Annotated in this window: 15 protein-coding genes and 1 tRNA gene; 3 read left to right on the plus strand and 13 right to left on the minus strand. The window is 60.8% G+C overall.

The genetic code is table 11. The features are described from left to right. Positions 1 to 4: 4 nt before the first annotated feature. A complete protein-coding gene (locus tag AGA_RS00695; protein WP_059022579.1) occupies positions 5 to 1711 on the minus strand; it encodes a PqiB family protein in 1707 nt (568 codons plus the stop codon). After that, a complete protein-coding gene (locus AGA_RS00700; RefSeq protein ID WP_059022580.1) occupies positions 1708 to 3180 on the minus strand; it encodes a paraquat-inducible protein A in 1473 nt (490 codons plus the stop codon). Before AGA_RS00700 ends, AGA_RS00695 begins: the two co-directional genes overlap by 4 nt. 282 nt (positions 3181 to 3462) lie before the next feature. Between AGA_RS00700 and AGA_RS00705 the strand changes: the two genes are divergently transcribed. Continuing rightward, positions 3463 to 3538, plus strand: a tRNA-Thr gene (locus AGA_RS00705). Positions 3539 to 3676: 138 nt separating this feature from the next. Here AGA_RS00705 and AGA_RS00710 read toward each other — a convergent pair. The 11 genes from AGA_RS00710 to AGA_RS00760 form a co-directional block, all read right to left on the minus strand. Further along, entirely contained in the window at positions 3677 to 5377 is a 1701-nt protein-coding gene (locus AGA_RS00710) for an ArnT family glycosyltransferase (RefSeq protein WP_059022581.1), read from the minus strand. Beyond that, complete coding sequence (locus AGA_RS00715; RefSeq protein ID WP_059022582.1) at positions 5371 to 6138, minus strand: glycosyltransferase; 768 nt, start codon at positions 6136 to 6138, stop codon at positions 5371 to 5373. The genes AGA_RS00710 and AGA_RS00715 overlap by 7 nt, the downstream gene beginning before the upstream one ends. A 27-nt stretch (positions 6139 to 6165) precedes the next feature. Then, entirely contained in the window at positions 6166 to 6660 is a 495-nt protein-coding gene (gene atpF, locus AGA_RS00720) for a F0F1 ATP synthase subunit B (protein ID WP_373319905.1), read from the minus strand. Between the two features lie 33 nt (positions 6661 to 6693). Then, positions 6694 to 7293 (minus strand): F0F1 ATP synthase subunit B family protein, encoded by a 600-nt coding sequence (locus tag AGA_RS00725; protein WP_059022584.1) that lies wholly within the window; start codon positions 7291 to 7293, stop codon positions 6694 to 6696. Positions 7294 to 7321: 28 nt separating this feature from the next. After that, complete coding sequence (locus AGA_RS00730; RefSeq protein WP_025828682.1) at positions 7322 to 7546, minus strand: ATP synthase subunit C family protein; 225 nt, start codon at positions 7544 to 7546, stop codon at positions 7322 to 7324. A 52-nt stretch (positions 7547 to 7598) separates the two neighbouring features. Further along, positions 7599 to 8348, minus strand: a complete 750-nt coding sequence (locus AGA_RS00735; RefSeq protein WP_059022585.1) for a F0F1 ATP synthase subunit A — start codon at positions 8346 to 8348, stop codon at positions 7599 to 7601. A 50-nt stretch (positions 8349 to 8398) separates the two neighbouring features. Then, positions 8399 to 8704 (minus strand): AtpZ/AtpI family protein, encoded by a 306-nt coding sequence (locus tag AGA_RS00740; protein WP_059022586.1) that lies wholly within the window; start codon positions 8702 to 8704, stop codon positions 8399 to 8401. Positions 8705 to 8824: 120 nt separating this feature from the next. Next, positions 8825 to 9754, minus strand: a complete 930-nt coding sequence (gene ftsY / locus AGA_RS00745) for a signal recognition particle-docking protein FtsY (RefSeq protein ID WP_059022587.1) — start codon at positions 9752 to 9754, stop codon at positions 8825 to 8827. Position 9755: 1 nt separating this feature from the next. After that, positions 9756 to 11003, minus strand: a complete 1248-nt coding sequence (gene mtaB / locus AGA_RS00750) for a tRNA (N(6)-L-threonylcarbamoyladenosine(37)-C(2))-methylthiotransferase MtaB (protein ID WP_059022588.1) — start codon at positions 11001 to 11003, stop codon at positions 9756 to 9758. Continuing rightward, the gene (gene dapF, locus AGA_RS00755) at positions 11000 to 11815 is read right to left on the minus strand and encodes a diaminopimelate epimerase (RefSeq protein WP_059022589.1); all 816 of its coding nucleotides are present in this window, start codon (positions 11813 to 11815) and stop codon (positions 11000 to 11002) included. Before dapF ends, mtaB begins: the two co-directional genes overlap by 4 nt. A gap of 116 nt (positions 11816 to 11931) precedes the next feature. After that, entirely contained in the window at positions 11932 to 12333 is a 402-nt protein-coding gene (locus tag AGA_RS00760; RefSeq protein ID WP_059022590.1) for a VOC family protein, read from the minus strand. A 120-nt stretch (positions 12334 to 12453) separates the two neighbouring features. Here AGA_RS00760 and AGA_RS00765 point away from each other — a divergent pair, with 120 nt between their 5' ends. Together AGA_RS00765 and AGA_RS00770 are read left to right on the plus strand one after the other, a co-directional pair. Continuing rightward, positions 12454 to 14418 (plus strand): hypothetical protein, encoded by a 1965-nt coding sequence (locus tag AGA_RS00765; protein WP_306416223.1) that lies wholly within the window; start codon positions 12454 to 12456, stop codon positions 14416 to 14418. Positions 14419 to 14547: 129 nt separating this feature from the next. Then, positions 14548 to 16308, plus strand: a complete 1761-nt coding sequence (locus AGA_RS00770; protein ID WP_059022591.1) for a DEAD/DEAH box helicase — start codon at positions 14548 to 14550, stop codon at positions 16306 to 16308. Positions 16309 to 16404 lie beyond the last annotated feature (96 nt).

Here is a 16404-nt window from a genome sequence, read left to right on the forward strand (position 1 = left end):
GATCTTATCGTCCCGATATGAGCGCGGAGGGGTGGTTGGTCAGGAAGTCAGACAAAAAGCGCAGGGAGCGCGCGGTCTGCCCAAGCTGAATGACCATTGCCTGAAGGTTGCGCTTGAAGTCGCTGTTGCCACCATAGCTGGCCAGCAGGCGGTTGGCGTTGTGGAGCATCTGGTCCATCTGCTCTGCCATAGCGGGCAGGCGCTGGCTGAGCGGAGCAATGCCTTTTTGCAGGTCCTGCGTCAGCGCCTGGAAGTGCTGCATGGAAACACGCAGGCTGGCCAGAGACTGTTTAACATCCGGGCTGGTCAGCGTTTCGTCCGCATGGGCCAGCAGGTTGTTGGCGTTGGTGCCAATCTGCTCAAACGGCATGGCCGCCAGACGGTCGGTTACGGTGGAGAGGGACTCCATAATGCCGCTCATCCCACCCGGCTGACCGGGGATGACAAGGGTTGTCCCTTCCATGCTGGTTGTGGCTTTGCCCGCGTTCTTGACGAAGTTGAGCGAGATCAGCTCTTCCCCCGTCAGCAGGCTTGCGCTGTCGGTGGAGGCACGCAGGCCATTGGCCACCAGCGTGCGCAGCATGTCCGTCACTTCCTCATGCGAGAGTTCCTTGGAGGACATCACACGTTCGGGCTGAATTTCCATGCCAATGCGCACGCGCGGGTGGCCGGGGGTGGAGGTCATGTCCAGCTTGACGCTGGTGACGTTGCCAACCTGAATACCAAACATGCTGACCACAGCCCCCGGAGCCAGCCCCTTGACGGAGGAGGTCAGATACGTGGCAAGGGGAACACGCTCATGGTACCCGGCGTTCTGGGCGTCCTCCTCGCTCTCATACAGTTTGAACACTGTATTGGCGGCCGCCATGGGCAGGTCGCGCTGGGGTTTGCCCTCCTCCAGCGGGGACAGGCCAAACGCCACCCCACCGGAGAACAGCGCCTGAAGGGACTGCAACTGAACCTTGAGCCCCCCGGCCCCAAAGCCCACCTTAACACCGGAAACATTCCAGAACCGCGTGCTGCCATTAAGGTAATGGTCGTACGGTTCCTTAACAAAAATCTGGATCAGCACCGGCCCGCGGCCACCGGGGGGCATGGTGTAACCCAGCACTTCCCCCACATCCACATCGCGGAAGAAGACAGGCGCGCCCTGACCGATGGAACCAATATTGTTGGCCACCAGCGTATAAGTCTGGCCCGGCTGGTCGGAGCGCATACCCGGCGGCGCTTCCAACCCTTCAAACCGGTCCACATGCGCGCCTGACGTATGGCCATCCGCATCCAGCCCCGGGTCAAAGGCGATGTATGCGCCCGACATCAGTGTTTCCAGCCCGGTAATGCTGGCACCGTTAATGCGCGGACGCACAACCCAGAAGCGGGCCTTGTCCGTCAGCATGTCATTGGTGCCCTTGTTCATGCGGATCAGCACACGCACATGACGCAGGTCGGGGGTGAGGGAGATGTTTTCCACCGTTCCCAGCACCACGGACTTGTTTTTAACCTGCGTCTGGCCGCTGGTCAGGCCATCTGCCGTGTCAAAGATAACGGTAATTTCCGGCCCGTTATCCAAAAAGCTGCGCCAGACCAGAAAGCCTGCAATGAGCACAGAAATAATGGGAATGACCCAGATAATGGAAAACCGGATCCGCCGCACCAACGCATCCTGATTGTCACTTTCACCATGTCTTGGAGAATTGTGCCTGTCGTTCACGCCCTGTCCGGCTCCATATTGTTCAAATACGCGGCAGTGGTCTGCGGCGCGGGCAAATCCCCACGGGCAGGACCGCAATCCTGTGGCGCGTCATTCTCACCCACTACATCCCACATTACGCGGGGGTCAAACGCGTGCACTGCAAAAATGGTCAGCACGACAACGGCGGCAAAGCAGACCATGCCGCCATTGGCCGTAATGCTGGCCATACTGTTAAACCGGACCATGGCAACCAGAATGGACACCATGAACACGTCAATCATGGACCACCGCCCGATTACGTCGATCACGCGGTAGAGCTTGGTCCGCGCCACCAGCCAGCGGCCGGAGCGCCGCCATGTGCTGAACAGCATGGAGAGCAGGCCCAGAATCTTGAGCACGGGCACCGTCACGCTTGCAAACAGCACCAGCAGGGAGAGCGGAATCATCCCGTCCTCCCAAAGCTCCACCGCCCCTTCTATAATCGTATGCCCAGTACCCCCGCCCAGCCGGATAACGGTCATGACCGGGTAAATATTGGCAGGCAGGTAAAACACCACGGCGGACACGAGCAAGGCCATTGCCCGCATACGGCCATTGGCCTTGCGGCGGCGCACAACATGCCCGCAACGAGGGCAGAACCCCACAGGCTCGGTTGGCGGCAGGGCTTCCTCAAACGCCAGCACCGCCCCGCAGGACAGGCAGGACGCCATGTGCGAAGGGGGCGGCAACGGTGTTGTGCGCTCCACGCTCTCACACGTCAGGCGGACACGCCTGTTGTCCATGCGGCGGAGGCTGCGGTCCGTCTGCCTGCGCTCCCAGATGAGCTCCCGGTCCAACGTGGCGTCGGTTGCGGACATGGTGAGCATAAGCCCGGAGACCAGAAACACCGCCGCCCCGATCTGCACATAAGCCAGATCGGACAGCTTGGTGTACGCCACGAACACACCCAGAATATACACCTCGACCATGGACCAAGGCCGCAGACGTTCGTACCATTTGAGCAGGTGCGGCACCCAGAAGGGCAGCTTGGGCTGCAACGCCCCCACCAGAATGGACAGCATCATGCCAATAACCAGACCGGGCACCACAATGGTGGCAATGGCAACCAGTATGCTGACCTCGCCCCACCCCTCATGCAGCAGCTCCATTGGTCCGGTCAGAATATTCACCGTGCGCTGGCGGCCATACAGGTCCAGCATCATCAACGTGGATGCCAGCATGGCCAGATACAGCGCGGCCGAACTGATGCAAAAGGCAAGAGGGGTCGCAATAGGGGATGTACGGTTCCGCCGGTCCAGCAACTGGTTGCAGCGGCAGCAACGCGCCTGTGTGCCGGGCTTTAACTCTGGCAGAAGCTGGTAATGCCCGCAGCACGGGCATTCCACCACACCGCGCAGAAGCCGGACGTGCCGTTCTTCATCAACAGGAATATCCTGCCCCGGAAACAGGGCCTCCCGCAGCAGAGCCATGAATTGCGTTGCGTTCATTACTTTTGTTCTTAATACCAACCGCCCGCCCTGTAACTGAAAAAACAGTATGCTGCCTCCGCCATACAGACCTGCGTGCAGCGCCCCACCACACGCCCCACCTCCATAGGGCGGAGCGCCCCTGCTCCTCCCGGCTCCGGGCTGCAACCTGCCCAGCCAGATACGGGAGGGACAAAAACCATGCTTCACCACCCTAAACGGGGGTAAAACCCCCTTTTTCCCGCTTATGGGTGTTGCATGGTATGGGTGATCATGATAACCAGCCTTCCGCACACACTCTGTGCCCGCTTAGCTCAGCTGGTAGAGCACATCATTCGTAATGATGGGGCCGATGGTTCGAATCCGTCAGCGGGCACCACTTTTTCCCTAAAATGTCATAAAAATCAGGTGGCTCTGTCTGCCGTGCTTCCATGCCTGTCGCATGGGTGTTCCAGCACGCCTGCCCGCATTGGCGGCATGGGGTATCGTAAACAGGTTGGTTGGGGAGAGCGGCCGTTCAGGGCGTTCCGGCGGGACCCTGCGTGTTGAGCGTGTAAAGGCTGATTGCCATGGCATGGCCGTTGGAATAGTTCAGCCCCGCCACCGTTCCACGGCTGACAGCCTTGGTGCTCTCCGCCCCCAAAGCATCCAGAAAAGCCTTGCGGTCACGCACATCCACCAGCGCTGCCGTGCAGGCCGGGTGCGCACGCATGGCCTGTGCCGCCTGTGGCGCACCAGTCAGCACCACCTTGCCGCCAATGAGAAAAACCAGACTGGGTTCGGAAAAAGAGACGGAATAAACCTGTGTCTGGGCACAGGGCTTATGCGCCTGCACCAGCTCCACCAGACGGGGCGCCAGCCAGATGGTCCGCAACTGCGGCACCACCACAGTAAACAACCCCACGTAAAGCAAAGCCGCAGCCACAGCACTGCTGAGTGCGGCATAACACAGCTCCGCCCGCCAGATCTGCCACATGGCCAACCCGACCAATGGCAGCACACCGCCAGCCAGCACCACAGCGGGGACAGAAAACTGGCGCTCCAGCTTCCATAACAACACAGCGCCCGCAACAGCCAACATGCACCCAACAAGGCACCACAGCACAGCATAGGCCCCAAGAAGCACCCGCCCCCACCGTGCGTGCGGGCCATGCCGCCACAACACACCGCTCTGGGCCAGCAGACCTGCCGTCAATATGGCAATGGCCGGGTAGGTCGGCAGGACGTAATGGGGCAGCTTGGTTGCTATGCTTTCAAACACCACCCAATGCGGCACAATCCAGCACAACAGGTAACGCACCGGCAGGGTGCGCCGCTCCCGCCAGACCTGCGGTAGCACACTGCCGGCAAAGTAAGAGCCGGGCCAAAACGCAATCAGGAACACAAGCAGGTGGTAGCCCGGCGGCAGACCGTGCGCCTCCTGACCAGAGGCCACCTTGCCCAGAAAGTTTACCCCAACAGAACGGCGAAAAAACTCTCCGTGGCTCACAACGCCAATGGCAATGCACCACGGCAGCACCACGGCGGCAGCCACTAACCAGCCCCAAGCCGGGCGCAGCCTGCGCCATAGGTCCAGATTACGTTCCACCCACCCCAAAGCCAGAGGCGTTGCAAGGGAGGGAATAAGAATAACCGGCCCCTTGAGCATAAGCCCACACCCAACAGCCCCCCAGAACAGGAGCACCGTACCAACAGGCGTTTTACGCGCCGCTTCCCTGTCTGCCAGCGCACGCACCAATGCAAACTGGGCCACAAGCACGCTCAGCAGAAGGCACGAATCTATGGTGCCCATACGGCTTTCCGCCGCCACCAGCACAGAGGCCATAAGCAGCACAGCCGCGCCTACCCCGGCCATGGGGCCAAACAGACTGGCCCCCATAACCGCTGTAAGCACCACGGCGCCCGTCATCGCTAACAGCGAAGGAATACGGTACGGCCACACAGTGCGCGCGTATTCCAGCCCCACGGCTTTAACCGCCGTAGCCTCTAACCAGTAAATACCAGCGGGCTGGAGGTAACGCGGCTTATCCTGAAAACGCACATCTATATAATTGTGCGTCTCCAGCATCTGGGCCGATGCTTCCATGTAGCGGGGTTCATCCCGATCAAACGGGGGCGTGGTCATACGTCCGGGTAAAAACAGCACAAAAGCTGCCAGACCAATAAGCGCCAACACACGCCAGGACAGGGAACGGGAGCCGCGTTCCTGCCTTAGCATTCATCAACCGTGTGGGGCAGCCGGGTGCGGTTACGCAGCCACATAACGCCCAGCAGGTCCCGGACCCCAACAATGGCCCGGTTGAGATTGGTGTATTTGGATTGCCCATGCAAACGGGGCCGGTGCGAGACCGGATGGCACACCAGCGGCACCCCGTAAGATGCGAACAGCGCAGGCAAAAACCGGTGCAGGCCCTCAAACTGCGGCAACCGCAGGAAGTCCTCACGCAGGAAAATTTTGATCGGGGCACCCGTATCGGGGCAGTGGTCCTGCAACAGCTTCTGGCGCAGACCATTGGCAAAGCGGGTTGCAAAACGGCGGGACCAGTTATCCCTTCGTTTGGCGCGCACCCCCACCACCAGTGGCGGCCTTCCCGCAGCCGCACGCGCCAGTGCCAGCAGGCGCGGCAGCTCACGCGGGTCGTCCTGCCCATCCCCATCAATCGTGGCGATCCACTGGCCCTTGGCTGCTGTAATGCCAGTCCGTAGACCCGCGGACTTACCGCAGCACCGGTCATGCGAGAGAATGCGCAGGTTAGGCAGGCATTCACGCCTTAACTGGCGTAGCACCGCCACCGTATTGTCTCGGCTGCCGTCATTGACAAAAACAACTTCGGACGGTGGCAGGCTCTGGCAGGCTTCCGCCAGTTCGCGGCAGACCTGTGGCAGGTTATCCTGCTCGTCCAAAACAGCAATAACGATGCTCAGCATGGGCTGAACATCGTTTGCCTGCGACACAGAGGTTTGCACCGTGTGTGTCATACGTATGAACCCTGAAGGGAAATGGGCTTAAGCTGCCTGACGGGAGAACGCGGCGGGCAGGTCTGCCAGTGCCTGATCAACCAGTGCGGAAGCCTTCTGCTCATCAATGGTCTGGGGAATGATGCCCTGTGCAGCGTTGACTGCAACATCAATAGCCAGCAGGCGTACTTCCTTAACGGCGGCACGCTCAACAGCGGCAATCCGGTCACGTGCCATCTGCTCGTGGCGGCGGACGGCGGCCTCGGCTTCTGCACGGGCCTGCTTGGCCATTTCATCGGCCTTAATGCGGGACTGCTCGACCAGAGACTTGGCTTCCGCCAGAGCCTGCTCACGCTCACGCGTGGCGTCTTCCAGCATCTGCTCGGCTTCGCGCCGCAGGCGGGCTGCTTCGTCCAGTTCTTCACGGATCAGGTTGGCACGGTTATCCAGAATGGACGCGATGGGCGTCCACAACTTTTTACCGGCCAGAACAAAGAACAGAACAAACGATACAGCGACCCAGAAACCCGCTACATGAAAAATGTCAGTCATGACCAAAATTCCCCTGAGAACGGATCAGATGCTGCGGTGCGCAGAAGCGCTCTCAACATTCCGGGCGACAAGCTGGGCGTCTGGCGCAACACCCGTCAGCCGCTGGACCAGCGCCTGAGTGGTATCCGCCGCAATTTCTTTAAGCGCGCTCAAGGCCCGCGCTTTTTCTGCCGCAACATTCTTTTCGGCATCCGCAATTTCGGAAGCCAGACGTGCGTTGATTTCCTGCATCTGCTGGTCTGCCGCACGGTGTTCCTCGTCCAGAACCTTCTGAAGATGCGCCTGGGCTTCTGCCATGGCATCTTTGCGGGCCTGCTGGAGTTCGGCTACGGCTTTGTCAGCATCTTGTTTAGCGGACCGGGCGACCTCAAGGTCACCTGTAATACGCTGGCTACGGTCATGCAGAACGCGGGCAACACCCGGCAGCATGGCCTTGCTGAGAACAAGATAGAAGACGAAGAAAATAACTGCCCCCCACATGACCTGACCGGTCACAAGTGGGTTGGCAAAGTCAAGCTGAGGCATTCCCGTGGCGTATGCACCAGGTGCCGAAACGGCCAGCAAAGAAACGCCGCAAACCGTTGCAAGCAGTCCGGCACGAACTGTCTTCGTAATCACACCCACAGGAATGTCTCCTCTTGTTTTCCCGATCTCAGACGAAGAGGATCAGGAATGCGATCAGCAGCGCGAACAGGGCGATAGCTTCTGTCAGCGCGAAGCCGAGCATGCCCAGACCGAACACGTGCGGACGAGCCGCCGGGTTGCGAGCGATGCTGCTGACCAGCGTGGAGAAGATGTTGCCGAGGCCGATACCAACGCCGGCGAGGGCGATAACGGCGATACCTGCACCGATTTCCCGGGCTGCAGCGATGTCCATATCAGTCACTTCCTTGTTTCAAGACAGTTTCAAACGAAACGGGCAAAGCAGCTCAGTGAGCCACGGCCTCCCGCAGGTAGATGCACGTCAGGATTGCAAACACATAGGCCTGCAAAACCCCAACAAGCAACTCAAGAGCCATAAGCGCCACGTTAATGGCGATGGGCCCGATCGCAAACACGTCGCCCACTACGCCAAAACCGGCGAGCATGACAACAAAGCTTGCGAAAATATCGAACATGACGTGTCCGGCCACCATGTTGGCGAACAGTCGAATAGACAGGCTCACGGGGCGGGAGAGGAACGAGAGAATCTCGATCGGGATCAGCAGGGGCGCCAGAAACGGGCTGGCGCCATCCGGCATGAAGTGCGCAAAGAAACGCAGCCCCTGCACCTTGAGCGAAACCACAACCGTCAGCACGAACACCATGAACGCCATGGCGAAGGTAACGGCAATATGGCTGGTGAAGGTGAAGGAGAACGGCAGCAGCCCGATGTAGTTCCCCGCCAGAATGAAGAAGAACAGGGTGAAAATGAACGGGAAGAAGGCAGCACCTTCCGGCCCGATCGTATCCACGGCCATGTTATGAATGAATTCGTAGCAGACTTCGGCAGCGGCCTGCAGGCGACCAGGCACAACAGCAGCCGGGCGCATACCAAAATACAGGAAGGCCAGAACAAGGCAGACAGCCGCGATCATGTACAGTGGAGACTGGCTAAAGCGCAGCGCTTCGCCCAGCCCACCAAGAACGGGGTGAAGCTCAAACTGTTCAAGTACGTTAATGCTGGAACCGCCCGCCACAACCGCTCTCCTAGACCTTGCCCCGAATCGACCATTCGGGCTTCAGCTTCTTACTTTACGTCCATCGTCCTGACCAGACGCCAAACATTCAGCACTCCGGCGCTCCCGCCTAAAAGGGCGAAGATGACGAGAAACAACGCTCTGGTATGGAGCCAGTGATCCAGCCCCCACCCTACGGAAACCCCCACAATCAGCCCGGCGAGCATTTCTGTCCCGGCTCTGAACGCCAATGCTGCGAGTGACCTGTCGGCCTCCGCGCCCGCATCAACGGGTGGCTTCTCCTCCTTTGCCAGACCGTAACGGCGTTCTGCCGACTTCAATCTGGCGTTGAAGGAATCGTCTTTTTCCTCACGCATACCTCGCACCTCCCAAGGGGGTGCAGGCGCTTGCTAACGGGGCTGTCATATCCTGTCAAGAAACCTTAGCAGGCTTAAGGACCAAAATATTGCTCCGCAGCATTTGCGCCACCCCGTTAATCACTCTGTTCCGGGCAGTCCAACCAGCCCGCGCGCGTAGTCCATGGCGGAAAAAGGCCGCAGATCCTCGGCCTGTTCGCCCACGCCCACAGCATGGACCGGCAGACCAAAACCATCGGCCAGCGCCACCACAATGCCGCCACGGGCCGAACCGTCCAGTTTGGTCACAACCAGCCCGCTCACATTCACAAGTTCGCGAAAAACACGCACCTGCTCCACGGCATTCTGCCCGGTTGTGGCATCCAGCACCAGCAGAACCGAGTGGGGGGCCGTTTCATCAAACTTGCGCATGACACGGATAATTTTGGCCAGCTCCTCCATAAGAGCTGACTTGTTGTGCAGGCGGCCTGCCGTATCCACAAACAGAAGGTCCGCCCCTTCCGCCTTGCCACGCTTGAGCGCCTCGTACGCAAGGCCTGCGGCATCCGCCCCCGGCGGACCGGCAATGACCGGGCAACCCGTACGCTCACCCCATATTTGCAGCTGCTCCACGGCAGCGGCGCGGAACGTATCCCCCGCCACCATCATGACCTTGCTGCCCTGCTCGGAATAAAAGCGGGCCATTTTGCCTATGGTTGTGGTTTTACCCACCCCATTCACGCCCACAACCAGCACCACATGCGGTTTGTGCGTGGGGTCCGGCGTAAACGGTACGGCCACCGGCTCCAGGATTCGGGCAATCTCTTCGGCCAAAGCCAGCCGAATTTCCTCATCCGTCACCTCGGTGCCAAACCGGCTGGACCGAAAATTCTCAATCACCTTTTCCGCAACGCCGGGGCCAAGGTCCGCCGTAATCAGCAGGTCCTCCAGCTCCTCCAGCGCCTCATCATCCAGCTTGCGCCGGGTGAACATGCCGGTCAGCCCCCCCCCCAGCTTTTGGGTGGAACGGGAAAGCCCCTGCTTGAGACGGGAGAAAAAACCAAGCGCCATTCTAGATCCTTTCCGCCACCAGCCCGCCCTCTTCCACCGCGACCGGCAGAAGGGAGAGGATTTCGCCCACCGTGGCCTCGGCCCCGGTCAGGCGTACTGGTGCAAACTGCTCGCTATGTCCTGTTGTGGGGGTTTCCATCAGCACACGCTGGGGCTGGCCCAGCAGGCTGGCATAATACCGCGCGGCGGAGGCGGCCCCCACCGCCCGCAGGCTGGCCGCGCGCGCCTTGCGCTGGGGCACTGGCACGGCACGCATCCGCGCCGCTGGTGTGCCCGGCCGCTCGCTATAGGGAAAAACATGCAGGTATGGCAGCGCCATGTCGGCTAAAAAGCTGCGTGTCTGCTCGAACAGCGCATCATCCTCGGTGGGAAAGCCGGCAATAATATCCGCGCCAATGCCAATATCCGGCCGCAGGCTTCTGGCCCGCGCCACAACATGGGCGGCGTCCTCCACCAGATGGCGACGCTTCATTCGCTTGAGAATAAGGTCCGACCCCGCCTGCAACGAGAGGTGAAGGTAAGGCATGAACCGGGGTTCGGTCTCCAGCAGTTGCCAGATGTCCTCATCAATCTCCACCGGATCGACCGAGGACAGGCGCAGCCGTTCCAGCTCCGGCACCAGCCGCAACACGCGGCGGCACAACTGCCCCAGCACCGGCTTGCCCGGCAGGTCTGCCCCCCATGAGGTCATGTCCACCCCGGTCAGCACCACCTCGCGGTAGCCTGACTGCACCAGCGCGCGCACCTGCTCCACCACCGCACCAACTGGCACGGAGCGGGACGGCCCGCGCCCGAACGGAATGATGCAGAAGGTGCAGCGGTGGTCACACCCCTGCTGCACCTGCACAAACGCACGGGTACGGCCTGCAAATTCGGTGACCAGATGGGCAGCGGTTTCCTTGGCGGCCATAATGTCGGACACGGCCACAGGCTCGGCCAGTGCTGCGGGGGACCAGCTTTCGGCCTTCAGCTTTTCCTCATTCCCCAACACGCGGGACACGCCGGGCAAGGTGGCCCAGTTCTCTGGGTGAATCTGGGCGGCGCAGCCCGTCACCACAATGCGGGCATCGGGGTTTTCACGGTGTGCACGGCGGATGGCCTGCCGGGCCTGCCGCTCCGCCTCCCCCGTAACTGCGCAGGTGTTCACAATAATTACATTGCCCAGACCCTGCGCGTGGTCACGCATGACCTCGCTCTCCCACGTGTTCAGGCGGCAGCCGAAGGTCAGAATTTCGGGGCGGGTGGTCATGATGGGTAGGCGGCCAGATCGACCGTTCCTTCAAACGCAGTGGTGGCAGAGCCGGTCATGAGCACATGGTTGGTCTGGGCCGACCATGCAATACGCAGGGTGCCTCCATCCAACTCCACGGTGCAGGTCCGCGCGGCAAGACCACGCCGCACGGCGTTGACCACGGCGGCACAGGCCCCCGAGCCACATGCCTCGGTTACACCCGCGCCACGCTCATGCACCTTCAGGCGCATACGGTCGGGGGCGTCCATGCGCGCAAAGCCGATATTGGCCCGGTCGGGAAAAATGGGGTCATGCTCCAGCGCATCCCCCTGCGCAAGCAGAGCAAAGTCCGGCACAAAAAACGTGGCGTGCGGGTTCCCCATAGAGGCTGCCGCCGGGTCCCCCGGCAAAGGTAGGTGCAGCGTATCCACCGGCTTGGCCAGCGGCACGTCCTGCCAGTCTGTACGGGGTTCACCCATATCCACCGTAACCAGCCCGTCCGGTTCCCTACGGGTTGGCAGCAGGCCCGCGCGGGTTTGCAACACGGGCGTGGCGTTGCCCGTCTGCCGCCACACAAGGTCCGCCACACAGCGCGAGGCATTGCCGCAGGCCCCTGCCTCCGACCCATCGGGGTTGAAAAAGCGCACGAACACATCCGCGCCCTCCGCACAAGCGGGGCGCAGGGTTACAAGCTGGTCGCAGCCAATACCCCGGCGGCGGTGCGCCAGAGCGGCAATGCGGACCGGGGTTAGCGGCAGGTGGCCTGCCCGCTCGTCCAGGATGACAAAGTCATTCCCCAGACCGTGCATTTTGTGGAAAGAGGTCAGCATTGCGCGCCTTATATGCCAATTCAGACCGGGATGCCATGCCCCACCCTTACGGGCGGCCGCGCCAATGGCCCGTATGGCAGTAGCATGACTGGCGCCTTCGTGTCCCGATCTGTCTGTTACAGAAAACGTCCGGGTGCGCCGCGTTGCAGCACTTCAATCTTGTAGCCGTCCGGGTCGGTCAGGAAGAAGAACTGCCCGACCACCGTGTTGCCGTGCTGCATGGTCTTGACCGGCGTAACCGGGTGGCCAGCCGCCTGCATCCGTGCATGTTCGGCCACAACATCCGCTACCGAAACCGCCAGATGGCCGTACCCGTCCCCCAGTGCGTAGGGTTCCGTCCGCCCGTGGTTGATGGTCAGCTCCAGCTCAAAGCTCTGCTCATCATTCGCCAGATACACCAGTGTAAAGCTGTCAAACTCAAAGCGCCCAACCGGGGCAAGGCCCAGTGTACTGGCATAAAATGCGAGGGATTTCTGCTCATCCAGCACGCGCAACATGCTGTGGATCATTCTGGCCATGAAGAGTTCCTTTGCCTGATGCTCTGTTTTTTAGACTCTATTGCGCCTTCTTTAGCGGGAAGCCCCTTTGTTCTGAAATTATTTTTTAAGCCCGGCTCTCTTTACTAAAGGGGGGCTAAAATGGTTCTGATCAAAATAAGTTCCCGCGTTCCACTTCCAGAAAATGAAGAGAGCATGCGCATCTTTAAGTCCCTGCACGCCTCTTGGGCGCACTGCATGAAAGCCAGCCTGTGTATGGGCACTATGCTGGCCTCCGGCCCGCTGCTGTTGTGCCTTGGCACGCCAGCCATGGCCGCAGGAGACGATGCTGCACTTGATGCGCTGGAACAGCAGATCTCACGCATTCAATCCGAACAGCGCGCGTTGCAAAAAGCGCTTGTAAGCGTGCAAAAGCAGATTGCGGCCCACCGCACTGTTGCCCATGTGGGGAGCTCGGCAGCACATCATGGTCTGGCCGCCCATCAGGTTGCCAATCTGGACGCAGCCGACCATGAAGCGGGCATTGCCGTAGCCTCCGCCGACCGGGGAGATGAGGCCGCAGCAGCCCACCGCCCGGCCACCAGCGGGCACCTCCATGCCATTGGGCCAGATGCGCAGCCGGTTTTTAGTGGCGCGGAAGACACGCCCACCGTGGAATCCGTTGTTGGCCACCGCGCGGAAGACGTGATCTCCCGCCTGGCGGAAAACGGCGTTGGCCCCCACTCGCGTGAGACGGCGGGCGCGCAGGCCGCCGGTGCGCTGGGTGACCACGGTGTGTTCCACATGGGGCCTGTCACCCTTATTCTGGGTGGGTTTATTGATGCCTCGGCCGTGGAGTCCAACCGCCACACCGCCAGCGGTACCTTCAACTTCTGGCAGGCAACGCCCTTCAAAAACGAACCCCGCTACCATACCGACAATTTTGAAGGCAGCGCACGCTACAGCCGCCTTTCGCTTATGGCGCGTGGGAACATAGACCACTACTCCACCATTTCCGGCGTGTTCGAAATGGACTTTGGCGCCGGGGCTGGCACCACCGATGCGTATGAGAGCAACAGCTACGCCTTCCGCCTGCGGCAGGCCTACCTTGCGTATGACAACAGCAAAGAGAACTTCCACTTTCTGGCCGGGCAGGCGTGGAGTATGCTCACTCCCGGCCGTGTAGGGATTATCCCCCGACAGGAAAGCCTGCCTGAAACCATTGAATCCTCCATGCTGGCCGGGCAGACATGGGCGCGGCAACTCCAGTTCCGCTTTGTCAAAGACTTCCTGAACCACCGCCTGTGGACCGGCTTATCTATTGAGAACTCGGCAACGCTGTACAGCACCAACGGGTTTAGCGCCGGGTCTTCGGACGGGCAGGTTATTATGCCCGGCGGGCAAACGGTTACCGTGGGGTCCGATGGCACAGGGCTGACTAACAACGCCCTGTTCCCCAACGAGATCGCACCCGATGTGATTGGCAAAATTGCGTGGGACCCGCACTGGGGCCATTACGAAGTGGAGGGGATTCTCCACTTCCCGCATGACCGTGTTTCCACCCTTGGGACGGGCAAAAACCATACCGCCGTGGGTGGTGGTGGCGGCGGCTCCATGATTCTGCCGGTTATTCCGCACAAGGTGGAAGTGCGTCTGGCCGGGCTGGCGGGCTACGGTATTGGCCGCTACGGGTCTGTTATGCTGCCTGACGCCACGCTCAAGTCCAACGGCGCGCCCTCACCTCTCTTTTCCGTACAGGGAACAGCCGGAATTATCGCTCACCCCAACCCGCTCATTGACGTGTATGGGTATTTTGGCTACCAACAGGCTGGTCGCAGCTACTTCTCGGAAGGTGGCAATGCCTATGGTTACGGCAACCCCGCTTACAACAACGCGGGATGCTATACCGAGCTGAGTAGTAATTGTGCCGCTGGCAGTAACATCCATAGTGTTATGGAAGCCACAGTCGGAGCGTGGTATCGCTTCCTTAAAGGCCGTTATGGCACGGTGGAAGCTGGCGTGCAGCTTGCCTATTCCCGCATTCATGCGTGGGACGGCAACGGTGGCGCGCCAGACACCAGCCTGAGCGAACTCTTTATGGATTTCCGTTACCTACCCTTCCAGTAAGGATGTCTTTTACACGTTGCCGGGGTGTTGCGGGTCGCAGCACTTAGCCCCGGCACAAAAGAGAGAGGTCTTTCCGGACAGGACGCTTTATTCCCCCTCTTTCATGCCTGTTTGTCTGGACCTCTTTATATGCCTTTTCAAAATGCTCCTGCACCGCTCGCCCAAGCTCTGGCCGCGCGCGGGTTTGAAGCTCCAACTTCCGTTCAGGCCGCGATTCTGGCCGATGACGCCAAAGGCCGCGACCTGCTTGTTTCCGCCCGCACAGGGTCGGGCAAGACGGTTGCCTTCGGCCTTTCCCTTGCTGATACACTGCTGAACGATTCCGGCCGTTGCCCGCCTGCTGGCGCCCCGCTGGCGCTGGTCATTGCCCCCACCCGTGAGCTGGCCCTACAGGTCCGCAGCGAACTGGAATGGCTGTACGCCCAGACCGGCGCACGCATTGTATCCTGCGTTGGTGGTATGGAACCCCGCAAGGAAGCACGCGCCCTGTCCGCTGGCTGCCACATTGTTGTGGGCACACCGGGCCGCCTGTGCGACCACCTCAAGCGTGGCAACCTCGACCTGTCGCACCTGAAAGCCGCCGTGCTGGATGAAGCGGACGAAATGCTGGACCTCGGCTTCCGCGATGAGCTGGAAACCCTGCTGGACGCCACCCCCAAGGACCGCCGTACCCTGCTGTTCTCCGCCACCATTGCGCGTGAGATTGCAGGTCTTGCCAAACGCTACCAGCACGATGCCCTGCGTGTGGACACGGTGGGCACCAACACCCCCCATGCCGACATTACCTACCGTGGCATTCTGGTTGATCAGGGTGATATGGCCCGCGCCGTGGTCAACGTGCTGCGCCTTATTGAATCCCCCTCCGCCATTGTGTTCTGCCACACGCGTGAAGCGGTGCGTCAGCTCCAGAGCATCCTGACCGAACGCGGTTTTGCCTCTGTCGCCATTTCGGGCGATCTGGGCCAGAACGAGCGCACCCGCGCCATTGAAAGCCTGCGCCATGGGCAGGCCCGCGTTTGCGTGGCAACCGACGTGGCGGCACGCGGCATTGATATTCCAGACCTCGGGCTGGTTATCCACGCCAGCCTGCCGTCCAACCCGGCCACCCTGCTGCACCGCTCGGGCCGTACGGGCCGTGCGGGCAAAAAGGGCACCTGCGTTCTGCTGGTTCCGCCCTCACGCCGCCGTCTGGCCGAACGCCTGTTGCAGGCTGCCAAGGTTACGGCCGAATGGAGTGGCGCCCCCACCCCGCAGGCTATTGCCGAGGCCGATGCAGAACGCCTGCTGGGCGCGCACTTCCTCTCGCTCCCCCCTTCGGAAAACGAGAATATTCAGGCTCTGACCGCCCGTCTGGTGGCCGAACATACGCCTGAACAGCTTGCCACCGCCCTTGTTGGCCTGTGGCGCAAAAGCCTGCCCGAACCGGCCCACCTGCGCGTTATTACGCCCGATGCCACCCGCACCCGTGGCCCGCGGGACGAAAACGCCCCCCCGCGTGAACCGCGTGAACGCGCACCCGACATGAACGGCAGCTGGTTCCGCCTTTCCGTCGGTCGGGCAGACCGGGCTGACCCCAAATGGCTGGTACCGGTACTGTGCCGTCTGGGTGGCATTAAAAAGCAGGATATTGGCGCAATCCGCATTTCCAACGACCATACGCTGGTTGAAATTGCACAGGATAAGGCCGAACGCTTTGCCGCCTGCGCCGCTGCAGCTGATGCGGATGAAATGACCGTTGAACCCACAACCGCTCCGCGCAAAGGTCCGCCGGGTGCTGGTGGTGGTGGCCGCCCGTTTGGCGAACGCCGTGGTCCCCCCAAAGGGCGTGGCAATTTTGACCGCAAAGGCCCGCCCTCCAAAACCGGGGCGTCCTCCCGCAAGCGGAAATAAAAAACCGCCTACCGCCCTCTGATCAGGGCGGCAGATACAAAAAAAAGGCTGCTCCTTTTGCCGGGAGCAGCCTTTTTTTGTTCCCACGGGCCTGAG

The organism is Acetobacter ghanensis, assembly GCF_001499675.1.
GTDB classification, from domain to species: Bacteria; Pseudomonadota; Alphaproteobacteria; order Acetobacterales; family Acetobacteraceae; genus Acetobacter; species Acetobacter ghanensis.